Source organism: Flavobacterium sp. (genome assembly GCF_043720215.1).
GTDB lineage: Bacteria > Bacteroidota > Bacteroidia > Flavobacteriales > Flavobacteriaceae > Flavobacterium.
Genome location: NZ_JAYSSZ010000174.1, coordinates 1 through 3,539, shown reverse-complemented (window position 1 = coordinate 3,539; position 3,539 = coordinate 1). Strand labels below are relative to the sequence as shown.

Sequence of the window (3,539 nt, the reverse complement as noted above, 5' to 3'; positions counted from 1 at the left end):
TGATTTTTACCTCGCTCCTACACTACTCGACGAACCAAGTTTAGATAGTCCAGTGATGAAAGATGAAATTTTCGGACCTATTTTACCAATTCTTTCTTATGAATCGAAGGCAGATATTGAAAGAATTATTTCGAAATACGAAAAACCGCTATCACTATTTATTTTTTCAGAAAACAAATCATTTATTAAAGAGGTTCTAACTAAATATTCTTTTGGAGGTGGTTGTGTAAATGATACTATCATTCATTTCTCCAATAGTCGATTGCCTTTTGGTGGTGTTGGTCATAGCGGAATTGGAGCTTATCACGGAAAACTAAGTTTCGATACTTTTTCGCATAAAAAAGCTATTGTTAGAAAAGGAAATTGGCTCGATTTACCACTAAGATATGCCCCATACAAAAACAAGCTAAAACTAATAAAAAGACTTTTAGGATGGTTATAAATGAAGAAAAAACGGTAAGTGAAGCAATAGAATATAGAAGATCTGTTAGAGTTTTTAAGAATGAAGCTATCGACGAGCAAAAAGTTAAAAATTGTATTCAATTAGGATCATTAGCAGCAACTAGTAGTAATATGCAACTTTGGGAATTTTACCATATTACTTCTCCTGATATATTACAAAAACTTACCATTGCTTGTTTAGATCAAAATGCTGCAAAAACAGCACAACAGATTGTTGTAATTGTGGCTAGAAAAGATTTATGGAAAAAGAGAGTTCAATCAAATATTGAATTTCTAAAATCCCAATATGGTAATAAACCAGAATCTGAATATTCAAAGAGAGAAAAATTTGCAATGAATTATTATAAAAAAAAAATTCCAACAATATATTTTGATTTTCTAGGGATCATAGGATATATAAAATATGCTATCTTTCAAATCATTGGTTTATTTAAGCCTATTTACAGACAAGTTCGACAAAGTGATATGCGAATTGTAGCTCACAAAAGTGCTGGATTAGCAGCTCAAAATTTTATGCTTAGCATGTCAGCAATAAGTTATGACACTTGTCCAATGGAAGGTTTTGACTCATTACGGGTGAAAAAAATATTAGGATTACCATCATCATCAGAAATAAATATGATTATTGGTTGCGGAATTCGTGAAGATCATGGCGTTTATGGAGATCGTTTTAGAATCCCATTCGAAGAAATTTATTATAAATTATAATTTAAAAAAAAAATGAATACAGAACAACCTCAAATAGAAGAAATAAATAACCCGAAAAAGTCATTAGATTTAGGGGAAGTAATTAATGATGCTTTTGAAATTTATAAAAAAACAGCATTAATGGGCGGGTTAGCTTTTATGTTTCTAATGTCAATCATAATGATGTTTACTATTATGGGAATTGGTTATTTTTTTGATATGGAAAAACTTCCAGAATTGATGAAAGATTTTAACCCAGAAACATTATCTGCAAAAGGAATGTTAATTTATTTTGGTGTCATTGTAGGGTTCACCGTTTTAATAAGTCCATTTATTGCAGGAATGCTAAAAATGGCTCATGATGCAGATCATAACGAAGAAGTTACTTTTTCTTCGATTTTTAGTTATGTAAACAGTCCGCAATTCATCAATATTATATTGGCAACTACTACTATTTCTTTGTTTTCGATTGGGTTAAATATAATTCTTAAATATATTTTACCAACTCCTTTAGGAGAAATATTAGGTTTTATAGTGTCTTACAGTATATCTATTCTTACGTTTATCGCAATTCCGTTAGTAATTTTTAAAGACTTAAACTTTATCAGCGCTATAAAAACGAGTTACAAAAGTATTTTAAATAATTTTTTTGTTGTTTTATTGTTAATGATAATTGGAGGTATATTATCGGCAGTTGGAATTTTTGCATTTTGCATAGGGATATTTTTTACGGTTCCGTTTGTATATGCAATTCAGTACAGTATCTACAAAAGATTAAATTAATTGCAAATAAAAACCCATTAGTGAAAAGTAACATTAATGGGGTTTATGAATTTTATTTAAATTATCTAAATTGGTTTAAATTTCAAAACAAAAGTTGTTCCAGCTCCTATTTTACTATCTACATCGATTTCACAATCAATAGATTTTGCTAAATCTCTAATGAGATGTAAACCCAAACCTGTTTTGATACCAACTACTTCTTTATCATCATATAAGGCTCTGAATTGTTCTTTTTCGGATCCAGGACCATTATCTGTTATAGATAAAAACGATTGATTATTTTCTTGCCAGGTTTTCCAAACTATACTAGGGTTTTGAGTCGTTTTTAGAACATTTATGGCATTACTGGTTAAGTTTCTAACAATTGTCTTTAAATAATTTTCATCGGTAAAAATGGCAATGTCATTTGAATTATGGTATTCAAATTTGATATTTAAATAATCTGAAAATAATTTTTTATTATCTTCAAATAATTGGTGAATCGTTATCTTTTTTGGCTGTGGCTTAAAGTTTTCCATTTGCCCTTTACTCCATAGCAAAATATCCTCCATAGATGACAACAAATTTTCGGCACCAAGGATTGTTTTGTCTTGCATTCTGTTTTTAGTTTCTTCGTCAAGCAATTCTGGATTGTCTTTTTGAAGGTGTAAAAAGTGAATTAAATTAGACACAGGACTTCGTAAATCATGGTTCAAAATACTAAAAAATCGTGTTTTAGTTTTGTTTGCTTGATCTAGTTCTGTGTTTAAAAGTTGTAATTTTTGATTTACTTTTTTGCGATTTCGACTTTGTTTAAATAACAATCCTCCAATAATTGCAAAAAAGCCCAATCCTATAATATAAAACCATTTTTGCTTTTCTCTATCTTGAAGTTCAAGTTTATTTATTTTTAATTGATTTAATTTTAATAAATTATCTTTTTGAATAAGATCTAATTGCTTTTTTTGGACATTTTTGGCAATTTGCTCCGTTTTTAATTCCGATTGAGATTTAAGAAAACGAAGTCGCACTAAATCTTTCTCTTTGTTGCTTTCTTTTAATTTTAACTGATTTAAAATCGTTAGTAATTGCTGTTGATTTAGCTTTTCATTTGACAATAATTGATCATTTTTATATTTTTCTTCTTTGTGATCAAATTCATATTGAATTTCTAATTTTGAAATTTGCTTTCTATTATTTTCATTGTCAATATTATCTTTTATATCAATGTATTTTTTATAATAAGAATAAGCGCTGTCCATTTTGTTAGTTTTCTCAAAAATGGTACTTAAATTATCAAAACTATCTCTTTCTATATCTTGAAGATTAATAGACTTGGCAAGATTGTTGGCTCGTTTTGAAAAATCTAATGCTTCAGTAAGTTTATTTTGAACTAAATAACATCTACCAATTCCATTAAGATTTACGGCAATTCCCTTTTTGTTTTTTAATTCTTGGTTTATTTCTAATGCTTTACTGTAGTTTTCTACTGCTTTATCATATAGCTTTAGTTCATTATGAATGGTCGCAATGTTACCATAAGCGACTGCAATTCCTAACTTATTATTGTTCTCTTTGTCTTTATCTAACGCTTTTTGATAAAAAGTAAGTGCTTTGTTATAGTCTTT

Annotated in this window: 4 protein-coding genes; 3 read left to right on the top strand and 1 reads right to left on the bottom strand. The window is 28.5% G+C overall.

Annotated features, from left to right (window positions below):
* The 3 genes from ACHZC3_RS08025 to ACHZC3_RS08015 form a co-directional block, all read left to right on the top strand.
* Positions 1–442, top strand: a 442-nt coding sequence (locus ACHZC3_RS08025) for an aldehyde dehydrogenase family protein (protein WP_394759344.1), incomplete at its 5' end; no start/stop codon positions are given.
* On the top strand, positions 433–1,170 hold the full coding sequence (locus ACHZC3_RS08020) for a nitroreductase family protein (protein WP_394759343.1): 738 nt from the start codon (positions 433–435) through the stop codon (positions 1,168–1,170). The genes ACHZC3_RS08025 and ACHZC3_RS08020, both read left to right, overlap by 10 nt.
* Before the next feature lie 12 nt (positions 1,171–1,182).
* Entirely contained in the window at positions 1,183–1,932 is a 750-nt protein-coding gene (locus ACHZC3_RS08015) for a hypothetical protein (RefSeq protein WP_394759342.1), read from the top strand.
* A 65-nt stretch (positions 1,933–1,997) separates the two neighbouring features.
* Here ACHZC3_RS08015 and ACHZC3_RS08010 read toward each other — a convergent pair.
* On the bottom strand, positions 1,998–3,539 hold a 1,542-nt coding region (locus ACHZC3_RS08010), incomplete at its 5' end, for a tetratricopeptide repeat protein (protein WP_394759341.1).